General features: G+C 46.3%; 16 protein-coding genes. 2 read left to right on the plus strand and 14 right to left on the minus strand.

The features are described 5' to 3' along the window. Positions 1-30 precede the first annotated feature (30 nt). Positions 31-1,203: a DNA-binding transcriptional regulator gene (locus tag HUX74_RS19145; protein WP_016273079.1), complete on the plus strand. Its 1,173-nt coding sequence runs from the start codon at positions 31-33 to the stop codon at positions 1,201-1,203. 1 nt (position 1,204) lies between these two features. Here the strand turns inward: HUX74_RS19145 and HUX74_RS19150 are convergent, their stop codons facing one another. From HUX74_RS19150 to yaaA, 14 genes are all read right to left on the minus strand, one after another. Beyond that, entirely contained in the window at positions 1,205-2,653 is a 1,449-nt protein-coding gene (locus tag HUX74_RS19150; protein ID WP_174647240.1) for a PA14 domain-containing protein, read from the minus strand. A 12-nt stretch (positions 2,654-2,665) separates the two neighbouring features. Beyond that, entirely contained in the window at positions 2,666-4,987 is a 2,322-nt protein-coding gene (locus tag HUX74_RS19155; RefSeq protein WP_117600842.1) for a glycoside hydrolase family 20 protein, read from the minus strand. After that, complete coding sequence (locus HUX74_RS19160; protein WP_117600841.1) at positions 4,984-6,435, minus strand: glycoside hydrolase family 125 protein; 1,452 nt, start codon at positions 6,433-6,435, stop codon at positions 4,984-4,986. The genes HUX74_RS19155 and HUX74_RS19160 overlap by 4 nt, the downstream gene beginning before the upstream one ends. Positions 6,436-6,449: 14 nt before the next feature. After that, positions 6,450-8,054, minus strand: coding sequence for a trehalase family glycosidase (locus HUX74_RS19165; protein ID WP_117600840.1), 1,605 nt, complete (start codon positions 8,052-8,054; stop codon positions 6,450-6,452). A gap of 19 nt (positions 8,055-8,073) precedes the next feature. Continuing rightward, complete coding sequence (locus HUX74_RS19170; protein WP_138344952.1) at positions 8,074-9,216, minus strand: alkaline phosphatase; 1,143 nt, start codon at positions 9,214-9,216, stop codon at positions 8,074-8,076. A 122-nt stretch (positions 9,217-9,338) separates the two neighbouring features. Further along, a complete protein-coding gene (locus HUX74_RS19175) occupies positions 9,339-10,208 on the minus strand; it encodes an endonuclease/exonuclease/phosphatase family protein (RefSeq protein ID WP_117600838.1) in 870 nt (289 codons plus the stop codon). 17 nt (positions 10,209-10,225) lie between these two features. Further along, a complete protein-coding gene (locus HUX74_RS19180; protein ID WP_174647241.1) occupies positions 10,226-13,156 on the minus strand; it encodes a GH92 family glycosyl hydrolase in 2,931 nt (976 codons plus the stop codon). Between the two features lie 224 nt (positions 13,157-13,380). Continuing rightward, positions 13,381-14,190: a hypothetical protein gene (locus HUX74_RS19185; protein WP_117600836.1), complete on the minus strand. Its 810-nt coding sequence runs from the start codon at positions 14,188-14,190 to the stop codon at positions 13,381-13,383. 12 nt (positions 14,191-14,202) lie between these two features. After that, positions 14,203-15,024, minus strand: coding sequence for an endonuclease/exonuclease/phosphatase family protein (locus HUX74_RS19190; RefSeq protein ID WP_117600835.1), 822 nt, complete (start codon positions 15,022-15,024; stop codon positions 14,203-14,205). Positions 15,025-15,044: 20 nt separating this feature from the next. Further along, complete coding sequence (locus HUX74_RS19195) at positions 15,045-16,634, minus strand: RagB/SusD family nutrient uptake outer membrane protein (protein ID WP_174647242.1); 1,590 nt, start codon at positions 16,632-16,634, stop codon at positions 15,045-15,047. A 34-nt stretch (positions 16,635-16,668) separates the two neighbouring features. Further along, the gene (locus HUX74_RS19200) at positions 16,669-19,833 is read right to left on the minus strand and encodes a TonB-dependent receptor (RefSeq protein ID WP_117600833.1); all 3,165 of its coding nucleotides are present in this window, start codon (positions 19,831-19,833) and stop codon (positions 16,669-16,671) included. A 174-nt stretch (positions 19,834-20,007) separates the two neighbouring features. Then, positions 20,008-20,832 carry an ROK family protein gene (locus HUX74_RS19205; RefSeq protein ID WP_117600832.1) on the minus strand — a complete coding sequence of 275 codons (825 nt, stop codon included), beginning with the start codon at positions 20,830-20,832 and terminating at the stop codon, positions 20,008-20,010. Positions 20,833-20,914: 82 nt separating this feature from the next. Further along, positions 20,915-21,910, minus strand: a complete 996-nt coding sequence (locus HUX74_RS19210) for a phosphatidylinositol-specific phospholipase C (protein ID WP_138344948.1) — start codon at positions 21,908-21,910, stop codon at positions 20,915-20,917. A gap of 147 nt (positions 21,911-22,057) precedes the next feature. Continuing rightward, positions 22,058-22,831 carry a peroxide stress protein YaaA gene (gene yaaA, locus HUX74_RS19215; protein ID WP_138344947.1) on the minus strand — a complete coding sequence of 258 codons (774 nt, stop codon included), beginning with the start codon at positions 22,829-22,831 and terminating at the stop codon, positions 22,058-22,060. Positions 22,832-23,022: 191 nt separating this feature from the next. Here yaaA and recJ point away from each other — a divergent pair, with 191 nt between their 5' ends. Further along, the gene (gene recJ, locus HUX74_RS19220) at positions 23,023-24,738 is read left to right on the plus strand and encodes a single-stranded-DNA-specific exonuclease RecJ (protein WP_117600829.1); all 1,716 of its coding nucleotides are present in this window, start codon (positions 23,023-23,025) and stop codon (positions 24,736-24,738) included. The last annotated feature ends 86 nt before the right edge of the window (positions 24,739-24,824 follow it).

Here is a 24,824-nt window from a genome sequence, read left to right on the forward strand (position 1 = left end):
GTAACAATCTGTTACATTTAGTCAACTGCTATGATTCGATTGATATTATTGACCGATTTTACAGAGTCCTTTTCGTACAATCTGTTAAAGGGGGTATTGGCCTATTCCAAAAGCCATGAACCATGGGTAGTATGCCGTATGCCACCCTCCTACAAAAACAGTCATGGTATAGAAGGAGTCTTAAAATGGGCAAAGACATGGCATGCAGATGCAATCATCGGCAGATTTGACAATGATGACAATGTGGAGCTATTCCGTGAAAACGGAATTATCGCGTTGGCCCAGGATTATAAATCAAGGTTCAGCAATATTCCAAACATCACCGGCGATTACCGCAAGACCGGCAGAATGGCAGCAGAGTTTTTTCTGAGTAAAGGCTTTCAGAACTTCGCATTCTACGGTTATCGCGATACGGTATGGTCACAAGAACGTTGCGAGGGTTTCTATGAATGTATAGCAGCCCAAGGGTTTGGAAACAATTTCTATTCTTATCAAGATCAATCACTTGATGACTTATGGTTTTATGAGGCACCACCTCTGCTCAATTGGTTAAAGTCATTGCCGCAACCTACGGCACTCATGGCTTGCGATGACAATCAAGGTAACCGCATTACGGAAATCTGTAAAGTCAACAACATCAGAGTGCCCGACAAGATAGCAATATTAGGAGTCGACAATGATGAGATTATATGCAATCTTTCAGACCCTCCCCTATCCAGTATCAGCCAAAACATTGTAAGAGGCGGATTTGAGGCAGCCGCCCTCATAGAACATCTATTGAATGATGAGGAGGCCACTTATCGGGACGTAGTGCTCCAACCAGTTAATATCATTAACCGGCTTTCGACCGACTTCTATTCTACCACCGATGCCCATATCCAAACCGCTCTGAAATATATCCATCAGAATATAGCGGCTGATATCACTGTATCGGATATAGTGAAACAAGTACCATTATCACGCCGTTTATTGGAGATTCGTTTCAAGCAAGTCACCCAGCAGTCCATCCACAAATATATCTTCAACCTTAGGATGGAACGCTTTGCCCAATTGCTGTTGGCCAGTGATGCTCCGATTGCAGATGTGGCGGAACAAGTCGGAATAAATAACCTGAAGAACTTGTCCCGCCAATTTAAAGCTTTGAAGAAAGTTTCCCCCAATGAATATCGGAAAGAGTACCAGACAAAGAGTTACCAGCGCTGATTTAATCCGGTACAAACAACATGGTATCAGGTAACACGGTTTCCAGAACATTCCGTCCCGAATACCCGACTTCCAATTCCTGGCCCATGTAATCTTCGAAATACAGCAGGTGCAACTCGTGGTACCCTGCTTCGAGAGCGACTTTCCCTTCGGCACGGCGTCCGCTGTGTCCACCGTCGTTATCAACAATCAATTTACCGTCTATGTATAGTTTAGAACCATCATCGGAAAAAGTATAGAAACGGTATACTCCCCTTTCTGGAATTTTCACCAACGTACGGAAATCATAAGCAAAATGATCAGGGACGGCTGCTTCTTCAATCGAGAAATTCTTCATCACCCCTTCCTTCACTTTATTACAGGCGGCAATATCGGCAACACGTTTACATTTGCCTTCATAATAGGTATATGCCACACCCTGCTTCTTGGGAGAAGTTCCCGTAGCCGGCAAATAAGCCATACTCTGCTCCTCATCCGAATTCAGACCTGAAGGGTAATAGTAGGCAGCCTCCCTTCCCGAAGGAGTGGAAATCCATGTGTCAAATTTGAATTGGTCTTCGTACAGTTCAATGATACGGGCTCCTCTCGTCAACTCTCCATACGCATCCGCACCGGTCACCCGTCCGTATCCCAATGCAATACCTTTATCTATTCCTATAAAATCGTTATCATGGTCATGTCCTACAAATACTCCCATTACATCCCTCATGTCAAGGAAGGAAGCAAACATACCGGAATTGATATTAGCAGAGGCAACTCCACCTTCTTTGTCATTGCCATAAGTTTTCCCGTCACCTCTGATTTCGTTGTATTCAATCAGCGGAATATGGAAGAAGGCCAAAGCAGGAACGGGATTACCACCGTTCTTCTCTGCAAAGTGTTTACTTTGCTTTCTGTACCATTCTATTTGGTCGAAATGAATCCAGTCGTAAGCACCATAGATTTTATTAGGCTGATAGTCGTTGGAATCCATGCAATAGAGCAATGCCTCTACCTGGTCCTTCTTCTCCGGACTATAAACAGGAATCACACAATTACCACATCCCATAATATCTTCAGGGCCTTTTGCCCCCACATAGTAGGGAGACTTCAAGAGGAAATCATAGATTTCATTGCGCGTCAAGTATTCTGCATCATGGTTTCCCATCATCACCACAAAAGGCATCTTGGCCTCATTGAAAATATCCACTACACTTTTCCATCCATCCATAGCAGGGTCATCGGTCACCACATCCCCACTCAGTATAGCAATATCCGGATGTTCGGCTGCCAGGACAGCACGGATAGTAGCTGCCGTTTCGGCACACTTTGCAGAACCCGGCATCCAGTGCAAATCTGTAAACTGTGCTACTACAAACTTGCCATCCTTAAAAAAGAATTGCTTCTGCGCAAAAGCCGTTACCGGCATACAGCCCAACAGTACAACTAAAAGAACAACTATTTTCTTCATAATTTCTTGAGATTAATATATTTCTATTTCATCTATTGCCAACTCACTCTGCAACCCTTCATGAAAATATCCTTTCGGGCACAAGCCACCACTCAATAATTCCAAGCGGACAAATGCAGCTTCCGTTTCGGCAAATGAAAGAGATACCGGGAAGCGGGTACCTTCCGTCAAGGTAAAATCATAAGTCAGCCGTTTAGTGCCCACCGGAATAAAAGTCTGACCATCCATTGAAACAGAGACACCCATCGCTCTTGCCGGCCATATCCCATTTACCGGCCTCCATAAAGAAGAAAAGGCAACTTCCTTGACTTTTTGAGGTTTCTTCAGTTCCACTACAATCTGTACAGTATCCTGGTAGAAGCTAATCCAGCGACGCATGTCGCGGGCATAGCCACATCGTCCATCAGTTAGTCCGAAGCCTTTATTCAAGTGCTCCCATCCTGCTTCAGGATTACAAGTATAGTCACATCCGGTTGCCTTGTTTACAGCAAAACTCTTGCGGGTCACTTTCCCTAGCGGCTTACCGTCTCTGTAAACTGCCGAATAAACAGTTGCATCCTCGTCCAACGGTATCGGAGTCCCATAAAGGGAAGATGAAGTGTTGACCGTTGAATCATTTACGGCATAGTAAATATCGGCATCCGGACAGAAGGTGTTCAAAGTCACCTCATAAGTCTGCTGCGACTTGTTCCACGCACCAGTCTGATTAACTTCATAGAAGTTGCGGCAAGCATTCACTCCGCAATAATCCAATCGTTCAAACTCCTTATCCAGCCTACGGGCAAACGACTCGAAGTCCTTATGTTCCGGCTGTGTCCATTGCACCTCTGACATAGCCAGCAAACGGGGGAAAGCCATATATTCAAAATACTCGGGAGTCTGTATGTACTCTCCCCAGATATTGGCTTGTACACCTATTATATAAGCTTGTTCTTCCGGAGTCAGTTCTGCAGGAAGCGGGTTATAATTGTACACCGTATCCAATGGAAGGAAACCGCCGATAGCCAACGGAGCGAATTCCGGACTTTCCTGGTAGTAATCCAAATAACACTTTTTGCCGGGTGTCATAATGACTTTATGCCGTTGGCGAGCCGCTTCGATACCTCCTTTCTCGCCACGCCATGACATGACGGTAGCATTAGGGGCAAGCCCTCCTTCCAGAATCTCATCCCACCCGATGATGTCACGCCCTTTACTGTTCACAAATTGCTCAATCCGATGGATAAACCAACTTTGCAGAGCTTCTTCGTTGGGCAGACCTTCCCGCTTCATCAAATGCTGGCAATGGGCACACTTCTTCCATGCTTTCTTGGGACACTCATCTCCACCAATGTGGATATAATGGCTGGGGAAGAGTTCCATAACTTCGGTCAGCACATTTTGTAAGAATTCAAATGTATGCTCTTTGGAACAATAGACCTCATCAAAAACATCAAAATAATCACGCACCACATAAGTCTTTCCCAATCCGCAAGAAAGTTCCGGATAGGAAGCCAGTGCTGCGGATGCATGCCCCGGCATTTCTATTTCGGGAATGACCGTAATGAAACGGTCGGATGCATACTTCACAATTTCCTTTATTTCTTCCTGCGTATAATAACCTCTCTTTTCTTTTCCATCGTAACGCCGTGGAAAATAATAATCAGAGTGTCCTATCTGAGTCTGTTTACGATAAGAACCTATTTCAGTCAGTTTCGGGTATTTCTTTATTTCTATTCTCCATCCTTGGTCATCTGTCAGATGAAAATGGAATTTATTCAATTTATAGAATGCCATCAAATCAAGAAACTTCAGCACTTCCTCTTTGGGCAGAAAATTACGTCCTACATCCATCATAGCCCCACGATGAGGGAAACGGGGAGCATCCGTAATGCTGACAGCAGGAATCCTAATCTTTCCTTCGTATTTCCGGTCACCATCATAAATGGCTGCCGGCATGAGCTGCAGCAAAGACTGGACACCATAAAAAAATCCTGCGGCAGTTTCATTGGAAGATATATTTATCCTATCGGAAGAAACCTCCAATGTATAGGCCTCATTGGGCAAGGAATTATCTATAGATAAGCAAATATCGGCCTTTCCCGTTTCCGAAATACCCTTCAGCGTTACAGAAGTGTTTTTCAACGCATCCTCCAAATAATGAAAAACTTTCATCGCGGCTTCCCCGGAAGGGACAGCCACTGTTTTTTCCCCTTGCAGGACATACACTCCCTGCATTGGAGCAAGTTCATTCGGCATGGGTATAATACCATAGTTTGCCGCTACATCATCAGCCACTCTCCCACAAGAGAGAAAAATGAATGACATAGCCAGTAACCAATATCTTATCTTCATAGTATTTGGGATAATAAGTTGGGATATTCCTTGATTGTCTTCAATATCAGTTCACCGAACAAAGTATTTGTCCAGGCAAACCAGGAACGAGTAAAGTCCGCGGCATCCTCCGAATGGAAAGACTCATGCATAAAGCCCGTCCCTCCGTCCGTATCACGAAGTTGCTTCAGACAAGCACGTATTTCTTCGGAATCATCCGTTGTAAAAGCCTTCATAATGATGCTCATCGGCCAGATATAATTCAATCCCACATGAGGACCTCCTACCCCTTCGCCGGCTTTTCCTTTAAAGAAATAAGGATTATTGTCACTCCATATCATTTTGCGGGTACTCTGGTAAATCGCATCTTTAAAAGAACAATAACCCAGATAAGGCGCAGCCAGCAAACTGGGTACATTGGCATCGTCCATACAAAGCGCGTTACCAAAACCGTCGACCTCAAAAGCATAAATACGTCCACAAACCGGATGATTGAAAGTACCATACCTGCGGATAGCTGCATCCACTTCATCTGCCAGTGCTATACATTTGCCAGAGAAGTCCTTGTTTCCATAAACTTTATCCTCTATCTCGGCCAATTGGCGCAATGACACAACTGCAAACATATTAGAAGGAATCAGAAAACCGTATTGTGTAGCATCATCTGACGGACGGAAAGAAGAAACGATTAAGCCGACCGGCTTTACCGGTGCTCCCCATCCGTTGTTAATCTGCGAATCTGTAGGGCGGTCGCAATCGCGCGTAAAGCTATAAGGTCCTAAGCCTTGTTTCCTCTGTTGCTCTTTAAAGGTCTTGACCACCAGCAGCATCGCTTTATGCCAATTTTCATCGAACACAGACGTGTCTTCCGTGTATTGCCAATAATGATAGGCCAAACGAATGGGATAGCACAAAGAATCTATCTCCCATTTGCGTTCATGCAGTTCCTTAACCATATGTTGTGTATGGTCGGTTTCCCAATAGCTGCCCAACGGCCCGTCGTTGAAGGCATTGGCATACGGGTCTATCAAGATACATTCAGTCTGTCTGTTGACAAGTCCTGCCACCATCAGCTGCAAGTCCCTATCTTTCTTCATCAACGGCAGATAGGGCCATACTTGCGCTGAAGAGTCGCGCAGCCACATGGCATCTATATCACCTGTAATGACGAAAGTATCCGGTCTGCCATTCTTCACTCTATATCTGACAGTAGTGTCAAGCGTATTGGGAAAACAGTTCTCGAACATCCAGCGCAACTTCTCGTCCTTTATTTTAGGCTTTGCTTCTTCAATGGCAGCATCTACTGCCTTCGAAATGAAGCTCCTTTTGCTTGCAGAAGGACGCAACGAAACATATCTCTGGCTCAAAGTCCCGGATGAAGATAATACGGAAGCGGGCTGAAAGGTCATTGCAGCCAAGGCAAGCCCGCCAGTCTTCAGAAATTGGCGTCTTGACATATTGTTTTTCATGATTGATGTCTTCTTTAATAGGTATGCTTACCGGATGTCACATTTATCTTTTTCTCTTTTCCACCATAGAGTACACACAGTTCAAAATCGATATTGGAATCTACTGTAATACGAGGTTCATCACTTGCCGAACGGCGTGCCTCAGCTTTTAAGGAAATAAGCCCTTCGGGACCAAAAGGATAACGTTCTATGCCGTTAGTCTCCGTCAAATTCATATCCCAGATAATCTGCTTTTTGGCATAATCTCCCCGAATACCGATAATAAATTCTATCAATTCGGCAATAGGAGGAAGTCCTGCCCAACCTACAAAATTATCCCTTGCCATAAATCCCGGCTCAGCACTTTCCGGAGCATAATATTCCCAAAAAGTTCCAGTCTTCTTATAGACCTCAAACACTTGAGCATAATGATTCAAACAAATCTCCCGTGCCAGTTTACCATAACCTTTCTGCACAAGTCCCTGCATCACCATGTAATTAGTTCCCGGCCATACGCCACCCTGCCAATAACGGCCATTCTCCTTGTATTTGGGATTATCGGCAGACAAAGAAGGAATACGGTGTTTCCGGTTGAATGTGGCAGGATTATCCAATTCCTTCACCATACGGTCCAACTGTACAGAATCCAATACATCAGTAAACAGAGCCCAATAGGCACCTATTCCCTTGGTTGTACAGAGAGTACCGTCAGCATATTGGTCATAAAGGAAACCGGTCTTTTCATCCCAAAGATTGTCATGGATATATTTTCCCAGCATTTTGGCTTCGTCTTCAAACTCTTCTATCTCTTGCCAACGTTCCAGATAAAAGCCCATCTCAAGTAGTAAATTGGCAGTAAATAATTGCTGTAGGTTTGTATCCAACCAAATCATATGCCCGTGACTGTAGATAGGGCTGTATTCCGACGGAACACGGGGCATATTATCCATGCCGGTTCCCCATCCGCTTGACCAGTAGGTTCCATTTCTCCAAGTATGGTTCAATTTCAACCACTTATAATAAGCACAAAGTACCGGAAATATCTTGTGCAGGCGTTCTGTATCACCAAACTGATGGAAATAGACCATCTCACACCAAGGCATCAAATTCGGTCCGGTACTCACCGGATCATAGCGTTCAAAGCAATCGGCACCATCTGCCTTTATTTCACGGCAAATGAAACCGTCGGGATGCTGCTTGGCGTAAAAGTTGTTCAGCGTATTCTGGAAAGGAAAGAAACGGGTACCATAGCGGGCAAACATCAGAATGAAAGAGGAATCCCACATAAAGATATTACCATTATAAGCTGTATCCAAATAGCTTGAGACAAAACCCGAGCCTGCTTGAGGAGCACGAATATTACCGATAGCTATTTCCCATGCCTTCCAATACATTTCAAGTTCCTTGTCATGTCCACCCCAAATGGGATTGGGAAGAATCTGCCGGGCTTCTTCGAAGCTTTTCGGCACAATCGTCTCAGGTTTTGCCACACGATATTCGTTTTCAGTGACCAACGGTTCTTTCACATAAGTATTCTTGTAGGGCAGACGATACTTCTCATCGTTGCCACAGCTCTGGGCATTGAGCGACGAACCCACCGAGAGCGACAACAGACCTGCCAATAAAACATGTTTCAGCATGGGAAATAGAGTTATTTGGTTATAATTTAAGCAACTTCTTTATTTTATCAAAGATGGTCGTATTCTCATAGATTCCGGTAAATTCTTCCGCTCCGGGACCAAAAGCATATACAGGCACCATCACACCGCTATGGCTGCCGGTGGAAAACTTGCAGACAATCTTGCCTTGTTTCAAATCGCCGTCCACAAGCGTAAGTCCTCCGGTTTCATGGTCGGCCGTCACTACAACCAGCGTTTCGCCGTCCTTAGCAGCCCATTCATAGATAGCTCCGATGGTACGGTCAAAGTCGTGCGTTTCCTGCATCAGCAAGTCCAGGTCGTTGAAATGTCCGTAATCATCCAGCTGCGAGCCCTCTATCATCATGAAGAACCCTTTCTTGTTCTGATTCAGTAATTCGATACCTTTCAAGGATGCACGCGCCAAGAGGTCGCCACGCTCTGCCGGAAGAGGTGTATCCTTTGGATAAGGCACTGCGAACACCTTGCCACTCCCTATAGCCGCCAGTTCGTCCCAAGTGCGGGGTGTCTGGAAACCCTTCGTACGCAGTTCTTCAAACAAATTGCGTCCGTCCTTCCGGTTCTCGAAGTATTGTGCACCGCCGCCAAACACATAGTCGGCCTTGCAATCCACATATCCCGTCACCACATCCTCTTCTGCATCCCTGTCCTTGTTGTGACAGCAGAAGTCGGCAGGAGTAGCATCCCATAGGCGGCAGGTCACTGCCAGACCCGTTGATTTTCCTTTTTCCGAAGCCAAATCAATCAGAGATTTCAAAGGTCGTCCTTCCGTATCCACTCCCACATAGTGGTAATTGGTCTTTTGTCCGGTGGCAATCGCCGTTCCTCCGGCACCGGAGTCCGTAATCAGCTTGTCGGCACAATAAGTCTTAGACAAACCCACCGCCTGGCAGTTGTCCAGGAAAAGCTTTCCCCTGTTTGCGGTCCATGCCGAATAAACGTGCATCAAGCTCATTCCGTCGCCAATCATTAGGATGACGTTCTTCACCTTCTTGCCTTGCGGAGGCGTTATTTTGGTCACTTCATACGGTTGTTCCAACACGTAGGTCTGTTCTTTGTCACGACGGCTTTGTGCCGATGTTCCAACGGGCAGCAACACGATTGCCAAAAGTGCCCATACACTTATCTTTGCTATTCTTTTCATCTTTCTATTTTTTATTTTTCACCACAAATTACACAGATTGACACAAATTCTTCTCTTAATTCATAATTCAAAAAAACTCTGTAGAACTCTGTGTCCTCTGTGGTGAATTACGACATATCATTTCATTCTACCGTCACCAGCACCGGAGCATGGTCCGACAAGAAAGCCCCGTTTTCCATCTCGGCCAACACACCATATTTCAGCACTTTCCATCCGTTGCCCACAAACACATAATCTATCAGTGAACGACGTTCGTAGGGAATGCTGCCGAAATCGTGGAAACTCCATGCAGGTCCATATACTACGGGCGACACCGTGCGTGCATCCGTCAGATGTCCCGGATCTTCCGGGTTGGTGATATGCTTGATGACATCCGACTCCGGTGTAGAGTTAAAGTCTCCGGTCAGCACCACCGGCATCCCGTTACCCAATTCTTTCACTTTATTCAAGATAAGGCTGATTCCCTCGCGGCGTGCCACAACGCCCACATGATCCAAGTGCGTGTTCATGGCCAGGCACTCCTTGTCCGAAACCTTGTCCTTCAATTTCGCCCATGAGGCAACACGTTCACAAGCACCGTCCCAACCTTTGGAACCTGCCACTTCGGGCGTTTCGCTCAGCCAGAATGTGCCGGAATCAAGTACCTCAAAACGCTCTTTCTTATACCAGAGCGCGCTATATTCTCCTTTTTCCTTACCATCTGTGCGACCCACACCTATCACTCCATAATCCGGAAGGCGCTGCTGCAAGTCCTGCAACTGGTTGTGCAGCACCTCCTGCATGCCCACAATGTCCGCATCATAAAAGCGGATGGCATTGGCCGCACGGTCTTTCCTGTACCGCCAATTGTTCAGGCTGTCTTCTGGATTGTCATACCTTATATTGAAAGACATCACATTCATAGTAGATTCCTGCACGGCAGGCTTGTCCTGTTTCTCCTGTCCGCACGATACGAGCAGAAGCGGGAAAAGTAATAAAGCTATTTTCTTCATGGTTATCTGTTTTTTGACTATTTCACATACAATGCAGAAGCAGGAATAGGTGACAGCTCCTGTGCCGAAGGAAGTTTCCAGCCCCAACCCAGCTCTTCTCCTTCGTAATCCTCAAAGTAATACAGCTTGTAAGCATGGAATCCTTTCTTCAGTGCCACAGTCCCCGTAGCAGGAATAGCGGCGTGCGAACCATCGTTATTCACCACCATCTCATCATCAATGTACAATACGCTGCCATCGTCCGAACGAGTCATAAAGGTGTAGATTCCATCTTCGGGCACCTCTATCAAGCCGGAGAAGATATAGCCGAAGTGGTCTTCCTGACGTGCCTCCTTGATGGAAGGTTCTGCCATGATACCGATATCAAGCAACGGACTCTTCTCTATATCCGCCACCTTCCGGTAAGTACCCTCGAAATATTTGTAGGATGTGCCGTTCCGCACAGGACAGACTGCAAGTGCAGGTTTCATCTCAGCCTTGGTGGCCATGATGGAGAGTGTATGGCTTGGGCAGAATCCGTCCTTGAATCCTTTTGCCTTTATGGGAGTAGTCTGGTCCAGTTCCAGCGGCTTTTCATAGAGCGGTGACAGTTCTGTAGGTTCGCTTCCATCCAGCGTATATCTCACTTCTGCTCCTGCCGTTACCGTGGCCAGTGCCACCGTTATCTTATCCATAAACAGATTCAGGTCTTTGTCAACGTATGGGACAGACACCACATGCTCCTTAGTATAAGAGTAAAGCGCCGACTCTTCCGAAACTCCACGGCTCTTGTCCGGCTTGTCTGTCAGCGTAAAACGCAATTCGCCCCCTTCCATCAGCTGTTCATAGGTAATGAAGTTACCCTCTATGGCTTCTCCATTCAGTTCTACCTTGTTTATGTAGATATTCTTTTCCGGATTGTTGGCAAGCACAGACAATGTCTTTCCGTTGGCCAGCCTTATCACCACCTTATCAAACAGCGGCGTGGTCAGTGCAAATTCATTGCTACCGGGACACACGGAATAGAAGCCCAGACTTGAAAGGATATACCATGCCGACATCTGCCCGCAATCTTCGTTACCGATGATGCCTTCGGGAGTGGGTGCATACATCTCACGCAGCAACCGGCGTGTCAGTTCCTGGGTTTTCCAAGGCTGACCGACATAGTCATACAGATAAGCGATATGATGGCTCGGCTCATTGCCATGCACATACTGACCTATCAAGCCGGTGATGTCCGAAAGTTCCCCTTCCAGCTTCAAGTCCGAAGAGAATATGGAATCGAGTGCCACTACAAAATCATCCTTGCCGCCAAACAACTGCATCATGCCGTTCACATCATGCGGCACAAAGAAACGATATTGCCAGGCAGTGGCCTCCGTATAGGCACGTCCCACCTCCAACGGCTTGAACGGTGCTTCCCAGTTGCCATCCATCCGTTTGGGACGGAAAAACTTGGTAGCCCCATCAAACACATTCACATAGTTTTGCGAACGTGCAATGAATGTCTTGCAAATATCTTCTTTCTCCATCTCTTGCGCCATGCGGGCTATGCACCAGTCATCGTAGGCAAATTCCAGCAGGCAAGAGATAGATTCCCGCTTGATGTTCGAGGGGATGAAACCGTTCCGCACATAGCAGTCCGCCCCTTTTTCGTTCTTCTCGGCAGAGGTTACCATCGCTTCCAGCGCTTTCTCGGCATCAAACCCACGGATGCCTTTCAGATAAGCATCTGCTATGACAGAAGCGGAGTGATAGCCTATCATCGTCCCCGTCTCTCCGGCAGAAAGAGGCCAGATGGGAAGTTCGCCCGAAGCATCATAAATATCCAGGAAAGAGTTCACCATGTCATTCACCAATCCGGCATCGAGTAGTGTCATCAGCGGATTCCAAGCACGGAAAGTGTCCCACAAGGAGAAAGTGGAGTAATGCTTCCTGCCCTCGGGCATCCTGCCTGTCGTCATGTCGTGACGGCGATACTCACCATTCACATCGCTCACCACATTGGGCACCACCATCGAATGATACAAAGCCGTATAGAAAATCTTCCTGTCGTCCGCATTGCCGCCTTCTACCACAATGGCAGAGAGCGCCTGTTCCCAAGCAGTACGAGCAGCACTGCGCACGGTATCGAAATCGAAATCCGCCACTTCGAATTCCAAATTTTCACGTGCATTCTTTTCGCTGACAACGGACAGCCCGACTTTTGCCACCAAGGGTTCTCCGTCGCTGTTGTCAAAAGCCAAGCAAGCCTGCAAGTGGGTACCGGTCAATTTTGCCTGTGTAGCAACCGGTTTCCGTTCCTGCACAAAGTCCACCGTCTTAAAAGGTTTAGAGAATTGCGCCACAAAATAGACATACTGGTTATCCGTCCATCCCCTAGTGCGGCGCATACCGGCAATCTCATAGTCGGACGTCTGTTCCAGTGTAGCTTCATAGATATGTTCGTTATCGAGCAGATGTGCCAAGTCGATGATGACAGCCGCTTCCTTTCCAGCGGGGAATGTGTAGCGGTGCACACCGGCATGGGCGGTTGCCGTCAGTTCCACCTTTATACCTTCTTCTTTCAGCACGACGGAATAATATCCGGCGGAAGCCTCCTCTTCTTTATGGCTGAAAGCCGCAGGAAGACAAAGCGTTTCGGCCGTCAAGTCCGGCTTTTGTGTAGTGGGGCGAAACAGGACGTCGCCCAAGTCAATGCAGCCGGTGCCGCTAAGGTGGGTATGCGAAAATCCCTTCAAAGTGCTGTCGTCATAGTGGTACCCCGCACAGGCATCCCAGTTTCCGGCACGCGTGTCGGGACTCAGTTGCACTGCCCCGAAAGGCACAGTCGCCCCCGGATAGGTATGTCCGTGGAAGCCGGTACCGATGAACGGGTCTACGCAATCAACAGGCTGTTTCACATCGGACGAACAAGCCCCACACACTACACCGACCAAAACGGCATACAGAAGTTCTTTCAAATTCATTGAGATGAATGTTTTTCAAGTTATTGTTTACGATGTTTTCCTACTCTTACAGACACAAAAGTACATAAAAAGCATGAGTTTTTTACACCGCCATAATAAAGAAATCATTTTTTCTTCAGAGGAAAGATAACAAAACCTTCCCATATAACAAAATTCTGCAAGAGCCGATATGCCACGCACACCAACCCTTGCAGATCAGACCAATGGCAATGAGGTCTATTTTATCATTCCACACCCGGTTCAATGGCCAGACAATAATCTTTCACATTGCCGGACACTGAATTTGTGGTAGTCTCACGAAGAACCCACGATTTGTCTGCAACCATAAAGATAGCATATTCTCCGGCTGCAATATCAGCTTGGCTAAACTTTACGTTGCTGATGGACTCTGCAACCCTCTTCAAGTCCTCCACAAGATTGCTTTTCACAGTACCAATCAACACACCATTGTGCCTGCTGTCCACAACGGTTCCCAGTGCCGATTTTGCAGCATTTATCTGCTCTTTAGAGCTAAAACGTGCCGTAGCGAAAGGCACCAATATGTCCTTCTGGTTCTCCTTCACCATACTCTTGCACATAATGCTGATAAACTTGATGAAGCAATCGTTACTCACCTTGAATCCTTCTTCAGCATTGTTCTTGTGATTGTACAAGATAAGAGAGCCTTCCGTAGCAATGCCATTTCCATTCTTAACAACCTTATTCAATGCATAACCGGGAAAACGGCTGGTGGCAAAAGAGATATGAGTGGCCATATTGCTGCCACCGCTTACGTCCACACGGTCTATCACACCAATGGAACAATCCTCGCCCAACGCGTTGATATGATTGACAATCGCATCGGTTTCCCCAATGTTGGCGTCATTCAGTGCCGACAAAAAGTGAACTTCCACGCTTCTGGTTTTGTTCCAATCGGAGTTAGCGTTCTCTTCCTGCTTGATATTGCCCACTCCAAGGTCCTCTGCGATACAGGAGCCTGCCAGTACTGAGCAGAATCCTAGTGCGGCGAATGTATATAATATATTCTTTTTCATATCGTTATCGTATTACTTTTTAAGTTCAACCTCAACTATTACCGGATCATGGTCAGAAAGCTTTCCTGCATCCACAAACTTTTCACTAATTTTATTCCAACCGCCTTTGGAAGCAAAGATATAATCTACCCAATGGTTCCCCATTTGGTCAAATTCAGTTCCAATAAGCTCTATGGGCGAAGCACCGGGATAAACGTTCAAGTCACCGGCCAGAAGAGCAGGCACCTTGGTATCGTTCAAGAATGCAATCAATGCTTCCGCCTGTTCCTGCTGTCCTCCGGTATGGTCGAAGTGAGTGGCAACCACAGCAATGATGTCGCCCGAAGGCAACGCCACCTCGGCAATCACGGCACCACGCTGGTCAGAAGAACCTGCCGGACGGGGAAGCTGCATTGTACGAGAAGCGATAATAGGGTATCTGCTCAAAATGGCGTTACCATAAAGCTCGTTCATGCAATAGGTATAGTTCTCTTCGGGGTTTTGTCCCTGCTTGTTATTCAGGTTGTAAGAGTAGCCATAGATGGCAAACATACCCAACTTATCGGCAATTTCCTGCACTTTATCTATATATTTTCCATCCCTCATCTGGCGGGAACTTCTGTTCTCCACCTCATTGAGTATGATAAAGTCCGCATTTTCATCTTTCAAGAAGTCGGAATAAGGAGTCACGTCAAAAGAGTTACGCTCCCCCCATTTATCCTCCTGTTCGAAGGACAAGACATTGAAAGTAATCACTTTAAACCGGTTGTCCTGCGCCTTGGCTTTGGAGAAAAATCCCCCAAAGACCATCACGAAGAGCACCAATATGATATAAGGATAAAATCTCGTATTCATTTTATTGATTTATTTAAACATTAATAAACATTCTGCTTCAAGTTCTTGCTGTTTGCCACCTCTTTGGCAGGAATCGGGAACACATGGTTTACATTCGGATTGAATGTACGTGCAGGCCAGATTTCAACCTCCTGCACATTAAATGAGCCGTCAGGGTTAGTAGTGGTCTTCACCCCATGCAACGGCTTGGCATAAGCTTCCTGTGCATCGTGCCATCTCACGAGGTCAAGGTGGCGGCTGGGTTGGAACTCAAATGCAAGTTCACAACGGCGTTCGTTCTTCAATTGCACCTTGGTGGCTTGGCTGTTTTCAGGCAATCCGGCACGCTTGCGAATCTGATTCAGCAGAGACTTGGCCTCGGAATCACCTTCGCCGTTCTTCCAGATAAGGGCCTCTGCCTTCATCAGCAGAATGTCGGCATAACGGATAAGGCAAGTGCCCAGCACGTTGCTGGCATTGTTCATATTGGAGTTCACTTTTTTTCCTATACAGTCGGCGTTTTCCCAAGGAGACATGAATTTTCTCCAGGTCAAGCCTGACGTGCTTGATGTAGCCCATGAGCCTACCGCCCATGTAACATCCTGCCCCACAAACCGGATATGATCGCCCGGATAAAGGATAGTAGCGTCACGGCGCTCGTCACCTGCTTCGTAAGCGTTGTAAAGCTCAAGCGTAGGCTGGAAGTACCCCCACGTATTATACAATCCCCAGCCACCGTTCTCAAACGACATGCCATGGAATTTAGGACCTTCCACTGCATTACCCAGCAACGAGAAGATGTATTCTTCGCAGAAGTTGTTCTCTTCGCGCCACAGACGGGCAAAGTCGGGATAGAGGCCACGTTTATCCGCGCCTGTCATACCCATCACCTTGTCACACATCTCAATAACCGTGTCGTAATACTTAGCATCGAACTGCGAAGCGTAAAGTGCCGCACGAGCTGCAAATGCCCAGCATGCAGCCTTGTGAGGACGACCATAGTCTTCGTTGGCCATTTCGGACAAATAGGGAAGCAAATCGGCGGCAGCGCGCATGTCTTCTATAATCATGTCATAGTTGGCAAGCACCGAAGTCGGACGCGGTTGGTCTATTTCGGCAGTCGGCGTTTTTTCCGTTACGATAGGAATACCGCCGTTCACACCGTTATCGCCATACCAAGGAGCCAGCCACAAATAGCTGAAACCACGGTAGAAGCGTGCCTGACCGATGGCGCGGTTCTTTACACTCCCGGAGATGGACATGTCGGGCACATTGCGCAACACATCGTTGGCACGGGCAATGATGCGGTACATCCACGGCCAATTGTCTTTTTGGTCGCGACCGTTTTCCGGGGTCATTTGGAAATCCTTAATGGCCTGTGCCTCACTCTGTGAACGACCGGTCACCATGTTGTCACTACAATTCTCAAACCACATGAATCCGCGGCCCGTCACTCCTTCTTGGTAGGTGAACTCATGGAAAGCATTCAACGCCTTTTCCACATCTTCTTCCGTTTTCCAGAAATTGGTACTGCCCTCCAGTCCATAAGGGTCGAATTCCAGGAAATCACTGCAGGCGGCCAATGAAAAGCCCAGCAAGAGCGACAATGCTATAGTTTTATATTTTTTCATTTCAATCTACTGTTTTTTAGAGTTTGGTTTTCATTTAGAAGCTAAAGTTAAATCCGATACTGAAAGAGCGTGCCACGGGATATGTACCTCCGTCGATACCAAAGTTTCCTACTTCGGGGTCGATACCACTATAATCGGTAGCCGTAAAGAGGTTTTCGCCGTTCAGGTAGAAACGAGCCGTGCTGCCCGGCAGACCGATGGCTCTCATCACATTGTCGGGCAATGTGTAGCCGATGGTAACGTTCTTCAGGCGGAGGTAGCTGGCATCTTCCAAGAAGAAGTCGTTCAAGCTGTTGTAGTTTCCATTAGGATCGGAAATCAAACCGATTCTGGGCACGCCCGAAGTCTTGTTATATTCCCAGGAGTTCTTTACGTCGGCAAGCATATTGCCACCCTGTCCGCGACCGGTGTAACCCATCTGCTTGAAGCCGTTGTAAACGGTGGATTTCCCCACACCTTGGAACTGGAAGCTGAAGTCGATGCCTTTCCACTGCAAGTTACCGCCAAAGCCGAAAGTAATCTTAGGCATATAGCTGCCCAGATATTGCTTGTCATCATCGGTAATCTTGCCATCGTTGTTGAAGTCCACATACTTGAAGTCACCGGGCTTGGCATTGGGCTGCACTTTTTGCTTGATGCCCGTTTCGGGGTCTCTCCAAGTAAAGTTGTCTATCTCTTCCTGACTCTGGAAGATACCTTCGGTCTTCAGCACGTAATAAGAATACCAAGGATGGCCCACGGCGGAACGCAACGGGGTAAGACTGTTGATTACCACATTGTGTTGCATGAATTCAAGGTTACCAAGGTCGAGCACTTCATTGTGAACAGTAGAAAGGTTACCGTTTACACCAAATGTCACGTGTCCTATCTTCTTGCTGTAGCTCAAGCCGAATTCCCAACCACGGTTCACCACATCGCCCACGTTGCCGTAAGGAGAGACAGAGATACCTGCCACCGAAGGAACAGGCACCACCTCGATAAGGTCTTTCGTGCGCTTATTAAAGTAGTCCACAGTAAGATTCAGGCTGTTGTCCAGCAAGCCCATGTCCAAACCTACTCCCCACTGCTCGGTGGTCTCCCACTTCAAGTCTTTCGTACCGATAGAACCGGCATATACACCACCATATACAATGTTGTTCAAATCTTTACCATAAATCATCGCCCAATCGGTTTCATTCAGAGGCACATTCCAAGAATAGCGCGGAACCAATGCCACGTTACCTACCTGTCCCCAGCTTCCGCGGACTTTCAGCAGATTCACCACATTCTTCAAAGGTTCAAAGAATTCTTCGGAAGAAATCTTCCAAGAAGCCGAGAATGCAGGGAACACGCCGGAGTTGTTATCCTTATAGAGTTTGGAAGTGGCATCGCGGCGCACGCTAGCAGTAAGGAAGTAGCGGTCTTCGTAAGAGTAGCCCAGACGAGCGAATACCGACAACATACTTTCCTCCCAAATGTTTTCCTCCGGCTGAAATTTGCTCCATTCGCCTGCCTGGCCGTTGGTAATGGAGTGACGATCCTCATTGACGTAGCCGGTAGTGTAGTAAGCGTCATATTTATACTTTTCGTAGCTCATGGAGTAACCCGCCATGAGACTGAAGTGATGCTTGTCGGCAAACACCTTGGCATAAGTGGCTGTAGTTTCCCACAAAAGCTTGCTGTTCCAAGTATTGGTCTTATCGCGAGAGTTATCAGAATTTGGGCGACCGATTTCGGGAACACGGCAATTGAATATGTCTTCCGTACGAATGTCGATTCCGGCAGTAAAGTCACTCTTCACCGTAAGACCCGAAACAGGCTTCAACTCAAACGAAGTAGTAGAGTAGATGCGGTTGGAAGGTCGTATCTGGTCGAGGCGTTCCAACATGGCAACAGGGTTGCGCATCTCACCGTAAGGACTATTGATGCCCTCTGCAGATGCCCAACGGGGGATAGTGCCATGGTAAAGCGGTTTGCCTGTTTTTTCATCAATCATCAATTTTCCCTCTTTGTCGTAGTCATATATACTTGCCGAGCGGGGGAAGAAGACAGCCTGATTGAGCACACCTTCGTGACCGGTACCTACATCGCCCTGTCCGTTTTTATATTCGTAGCTGACACGCTCGCTCACCTTTAGCCATTTTACCACCTGGAAGTCCAGATTGGCCTTGGCAGAGAACTTGCGGGCATAGGTATTGAGGAGCACCCCCTTGTCGTCATCATAAGCAAACGAAGCGAAACCCTTCATCGTATCGCTACCCCCCGACAGAGAGAGGGCATAGTGTTCCAGCGAGCCGGTGCGGAAGATGGCATCCATCCAATCGGTACGGGTAACGTTGCCATAAGGGAAAATCTCCGGGTTTCTGGAAGCGTGGAGAGGGTCACCGGTAGCCGTACAAGCATCAGCCCAGATTCTGTTATACTCTTCGGCAGTCAGCGTCTCCGGCAGGTTCACAGCGTTCTTAAAGCTCTTGGAAATGTTGATGTTCACCTTCACCTTGCCTGCGGAAGCCTGCTTGGTGGTTACCACAACCACACCGCCCGAACCTACGCTAGCACCATAGATGGCAGCAGAAGCAGCGTCTTTCAGCACAGTGATACTTTCCACATCTTCCATGTTGAAAGGGGCTCCCGGCACGCCGTCGACCACATAGAGCACACCATCACCGCTGTTATAACTGTCGTCCGTACCACGCGAACCACGCCCACGGATAGACAGAGAGACATCGGACATCGGGTCTCCACCATTGGACTGTATCATGACTCCCGGCATTTGTCCTTGCAAATAAGAACCTAAATTTGCAGGACGGCTTTTCAACTTATCATCCATTTTCACTGTAGAAACCGCGGTGGACAAGTCTTCCTTACGACTCGTTCCATAGCCAATGACCACCACTTCGTCAAGCAATTCCGCATCTTCCTGCAAAATTATGGTAATAGGCTTCGACGATGCCTTTACTTCTTGCGTTTTATACCCCAGAAAGCTGATTTCCAAAACATCTTTTTCTGTGGTTTGTAATGCGAACTTTCCGTCCACATCCGTAATTACCCCATTCGTCGTCCCCTTGACAAGGACATTGGCACCAATCACTGGTTCGCCATTCTGATCCTTTACTGTTCCTTTCACAGAAATCTGCTGTGCATAAGCACCTGCCGACAAGAACAGCCCCAACAATAGGGTCAGAATCGTTCGATAGATTCTAAGATTTACTTGTTTCATGCATTCAAAATTTAAAGTTTATAATATAAAAATTATAATTCTGCCACAAAGGTCAGAAAGCAGAATTACATAGTTATTACAAAAGGAGTATTTCTCTAACAGCCCTTATTTATCCGTGAAACAATATAACAATAAAACGTTTATTATTTTTTCAATTAAATCGTATAGGGATTATTACTCAAGAAGAGCGGCAGCACCCAATAGACTGGAATCCTTTTTATGCGAAGCCACTACCCTCACATTATCCGATATGATTTTGTAGGGGAAACTTTGCATTGTTTGTTCCATAGCATCTTTAAAGAAAGGAAAAGCCGATACGATACCGCCTCCTAAAACAATAGCTTGGGGAGCATAGGCAAAAAGAATTGCCTTTATAAGATTGCCCAAATGCCTCCCAAACTCTTTCCAAATCTCCAATGCAGTTTGTTCTCCTTGCTGGGCTTTTTCAGCTACTACCGCACCGGTAGTTCCATAACGTTTAAACAAGAAACTACTGCAATAGTGTTCAAAATCAGAGTCCAAATAAGGAAATGAGCCTATCTCACCGGCTCCCATATATTGCCCACCATACAAATGGCGGTCAATGACAACACCAGCTCCAATTCCGGTCCCAATAGTAACGCCTACCATATTGGTGTAAGATTTTCCTTCGCCGTATAGGCTCTCCCCTAAAGTGAAACAATTGGAATCATTATTAATGGCAACTGCCACCTTGAATTCGTTCTCCAAAATCTCCTTCAAGTGTATTTCTTTCCAAGAAGATATATTTGCTACATTATATACAATTCCTTTCTCCGGATCAACAATTGAAGGGACACCGATACCGATACCATCTACCTGCTCATTCATCATATTCCGAATAAGCTGAGAAAGCTGGTTTAACACAGTAGAAGCATCTTGCTGAGCTAAACATGGAACCGACACTTTATTCAAGCAGTTCCCTTTTTCCACTTGGGCTATTCGAATATTGGTTCCTCCTAAATCTATTGACAGTTTCATAGTATATAACATTAAGGTGTTCAACATGTGCAAAATTAAAAAAAATGCTTTTTTCAGTATTCCCAATTGCGCATATAAATCTTCATTTTGCGCAAACATTACTGTCAATCAAATATTCCACCAAATCTTTTCCTCCAGGTTCACAGACAAAATCGATAAAAACAATACCACAATTCCGGCTATTCTTTTGTTTTAAATAGTCAGCAATAGACTTGTTCACCTTATCAGCAAAGACTTTAGGGGTTCCCAAGGGCAGCCCCGTCGCACTTACAAAAGTAATCCCCCACCGACGTGAAGAAACCGGCTCAACAGATATCCCTTCAATATTATGAATACAAACCCCGACCTTCTTCCCGGCCTCCTCACCCGATTCATATTGATACTCATCTTCGAGCAGAGCTATCCCTTCCTTACCATCTTTATTGCGAAGAGTGAGCAGGCAAGTGCTGTCATCCTCCCAACCTACACATGCTGCTCCAGGATAATTATCCATAGCATAATCCCTATGCAGGAAAAGAATCTTTCCACGGCAATCTTTCAGCGTCAGTTCAGGGCGAAAGTCCATCACGAAATAACTTTGATACTTGGGGTTGCTTAAAGAAGCAGACAGCAGAGAAGCATAATCCCGCGATTCTCCCCCTTCCTTTTTCAAAGAAACAATCAAAGTCTCAGAAGGATATGTTTGCAAAAAGTGTATAAAAGCAGGTAAAACATCATCTTCCCAATATATATCCTGAAAGGCATGGCTGTGAAATACCCCCAGTTTATCATCCTTCTTTTCCAAACGGATATCAAAAGCGCGGATGCCTTGTTGCAATTGGGCAGGAATATCTGTTGCTTGCGTTTTCAACATATGCCCTCCTTTGATACTACCACTATCGTGTGAACCGGGAATAGAAATCTTACATATAGGAAGTGTATCATGGAGAATCCTCATCCACTCAGGCCGCAATGCAGCCTCATCCCCCGCCTCCGCACAAGTATCCTGCAATCTGGGAGCTGTAGCACAAACCGGAGCATTCAATAGAAATATGGTCAAAGCTAATACAACAACTGTTCTAAATCCGTTTCTCTTCATAGTATATTGCTTTTAAGTTTACTGCATGCAAATGTAGAGGGTTCATTCTTTTCCCTCATCCTAAATTGCGTATTTAGTTCTTCATTTTGCGCAAACATCAAAAGCAACATATAGTAACATCCGAGCCAAACGTAATGTACCTTTTCATTACATAGATGTACCTAACAAAAAATGCCATACATTCTCCGTACTGCGTATCTCATCCCAGACGAAGCCCTCCCAAGAAAAGGATTTCAACTCCTCAGGACACTCCAGACGGTTCTTGACAATAAAACGCGTCATCTCTCCGCGACACATCTTGGCATAGATAACGACAGTCTTCGGCTGTCCGGCCTTCCAAACTTGAAACTCGGGCGTAATAACACGCACCTCTTGCTCCACCCGCTTCCAGTCGAACAAATCTTTCATTTCAGCACTTGCCAAATTAATGAGAACACCGCCACAGTTTTTAATTTCCTCTATGAAGTAATCCGTCAACAAAGGCTTCCAATAATCAAACATGGATATTCCACCTTTTTCGGGCAAACGGACATCTCCTTCCAAGCGATAGGGTTTGATACCGTCCAGCGGGCGAAGCAACCCATAAAGAAAAGAAGTGATACGCAGATGTTCTTGCGCATAACGAAAATCCTCCGCCGAAAAATCCTTCGGAAGAATACGTTTAAAAACAGCTCCGGTATAGGCGCAGATGGCCGGCATCGGACAATTCTCTTCCGAACAGAAATCATGAAAACGCAAACGGTTCTCGGCAGCAATTTTGGTATTCACCCGAAGAAGCCTTTCCAATTCGGATACCGAATACTGAGACATTTCCAACGCATTCCGCACAGCCTCCACCTCAAATTTCGGGACTGTGACTTCGGGCACGACAACAGAGTTGTGCGCTGCCATGGTCTTTGCACAAGAAATAAAAACAAGCATAGCGATATTTTTTTATAGATACAAAAATAAAGATTTTTAGTGGAGAATGCATATAGTTATAAAGATTTTCCACAGAATCCACCTCCGTTTCAAGAGTTTTTCATACCTTTACACCTTGTTAGAGAAAAGTGCACGTATTAGCCCCCACTCCCCAACATCTCGAGATAGAAAAAGAAAAAATAATATATAAAATGACTTACAAATGGAATTATCAACCCATTACACCCGAACAGGCAGAAGCAAGCCAACAACTGGCCCAAGAATTGGGAATTAGCTCAATATTGGGAAAATTGCTGGTGGAGCGGGGAATAACAACGGCAGCGGATGCCCGAAAGTTTTTCCGCCCCCAATTACCGGACTTATACGACCCATTCCTGATGAAGGATATGGATATAGCCGTAGAGCGCCTGAACAAGGCAATGGGAAAGAAAGAGCGCATTCTTGTTTATGGAGATTATGACGTAGACGGTACCACGGCTGTGGCATTGGTCTATAAGTTTATTCAACAGTTCTATTCGAACATTGATTACTATATCCCCGACCGTTACAATGAGGGGTATGGAGTTTCAATCCAAGGAGTAGACTATGCCGCAGAAAGTGGTGTAGGCTTAATTATTGTATTGGACTGCGGTATCAAAGCCGTCGAAGAAATCACATACGCCAAGGAGAAAGGCATTGATTTCATCATCTGCGACCATCATGTCCCCGATGATGTACTCCCCCCTGCTGTAGCTATTCTGAATGCCAAACGGGAAGACAATACCTATCCTTATGAGCATCTGTCCGGATGCGGTGTAGGCTTTAAGTTTATGCAGGCATTTGCCATCAACAATGGTATCGAGTTCCATCACCTAATTCCCCTATTGGACCTTTGCGCCGTCAGCATCGCATCAGATATTGTACCCATCATGGGTGAAAACCGTATCCTTGCCTACCATGGCCTAAAGCAATTGAACAGCAATCCCAGTGTAGGTCTGAAAGCCATCATTGATGTCTGCGGACTAACGGACAAGGATATCACTGTCAGTGACATTGTATTCAAAATAGGTCCTCGTATCAATGCCTCCGGACGTATTCAGAACGGAAAAGAAGCCGTTGACCTGCTTACTGAAAAAGATTTCTCTCTTGCCCTGGAGAAAGCCGGACAAATCAATCAATACAATGAGACCCGCAAGGACTTGGACAAGACCATGACCGAAGAAGCCAATAAGATTGTGGCCGATTTGGACGGACTTGCCGATCGCCGTTCTATAGTATTGTACAATGAAGACTGGCATAAAGGTGTCATCGGAATCGTTGCCTCCCGGCTGACTGAAATCTATTACCGCCCGGCAGTAGTGCTGACGCGCACGGATGACATGGCAACCGGCTCTGCCCGTTCCGTCTCCGGATTCGACGTCTACAAAGCCATTGAATACTGCCGCGACCTTCTGGAAAACTTCGGAGGGCATACCTATGCCGCCGGCCTTTCCATGAAGGTGGAAAATGTACCAGCTTTTATCGAACGTTTCGAAGAGTTCGTATCACAAAATATCCTGCCGGAACAGACATGCGCCGTCATCGACATCAATGCCGAGATTGATTTCAGAGACATCACTCCGAAATTCTTCAGCGACCTGAAGAAGTTCAATCCATTCGGACCGGACAATGCCAAACCTATTTTCTGCACGCACAATGTCTATGATTATGGTACCAGCAAAGTCGTAGGTCGCGACCAAGAACATATCAAGCTGGAATTAGTGGATAATAAATCGAACAATGTGATGAACGGCATCGCTTTCGGGCAAAGTTCCCACGTACGCTTCATCAAGACCAAACGTTCCTTCGACATCTGCTATTCTATTGAAGAGAATACTCATAAGAGGGGTGAAGTGCAGTTGCAGATTGAAGACATAAAGCCGAATTAAAAGTCATGAGGATGTATCAAAAGTATATAAGCATTTTCTTTATGTTATAATTTCAGGCGCGGATTACGCGGATTCCACGGATTTAT

Source organism: Bacteroides sp. Marseille-P8574 (genome assembly GCF_902825465.1).
Lineage (GTDB): Bacteria > Bacteroidota > Bacteroidia > Bacteroidales > Bacteroidaceae > Bacteroides > Bacteroides uniformis.